The following is a 678-nucleotide window of genomic DNA, read 5'->3' as shown; positions in this document are numbered from 1 at the left end:
CCAACCCGCCGCCTGGTTTTTGTGAGATCGACATGGTCGCGCATGGTGGAACCAGCGTGGCCGGCTCGTTCATCCAGACGCTGACCATGGTGGATATCGCCACGGGATGGACGGAATGTCTGCCCCTGGTGACCCGCGATGGTAGCCTCGTCGTCGAAGCGATGACGCGAGCACAAAGTCTGTTCCCGTGGGTGATCCGGGGTGCCGACTTCGATAACGACAGCGCGTTCATGAACGACGTCGTTGTTCCATGGTGCCGAGCACAGCAGATCGAGGTAACGCGGTCCCGCGCCTACAAGAAGAACGATCAGGCTTTCGTGGAGCAGAAGAACGGCGCGGTGGTGCGGCGGCTCGTCGGCTACGGGCGGTTCGATGGGGTCGCGACGGCCCGTGTGATGGCGCGTCTCTACGCGGCGGCGCGCCTGCTTGTGAACTTCTTCCAGCCGTCATTCAAGCTCAAGGAGAAGCGCCGCGAGGGCGCGAAGGTCATCAAACGCTATCATCCGCCGGCTACGCCGTACGAACGTGCGCTGGCACACCCGAAACTCGCATCGGCGATCAAGCGCCGTCTGCGCGCGGCATACCGCACTCTGGATCCCGTGCAACTGCTTGCCGACATCCGTGCGGCGCAGGAAGAGCTCGGCGAACGCATCGGCAAGCGCGGTCTTGTGACGACGG

1 protein-coding gene is annotated in these 678 nt (G+C 63.6%); it reads left to right on the top strand.

Features of this window, described 5'->3' with window-relative positions:
- Positions 1-56: 56 nt before the first annotated feature.
- Positions 57-678 (top strand): integrase catalytic domain-containing protein (locus SO139_RS46350; RefSeq protein WP_498542173.1); only part of this gene is annotated, 622 nt, incomplete at its 3' end.

It is taken from the genome of Bradyrhizobium sp. UFLA05-89 (assembly GCF_059803475.1).
The sequence above is the reverse complement of the archived record's forward strand: the minus strand, read 5'-3'. Positions and strand labels throughout refer to the sequence as shown.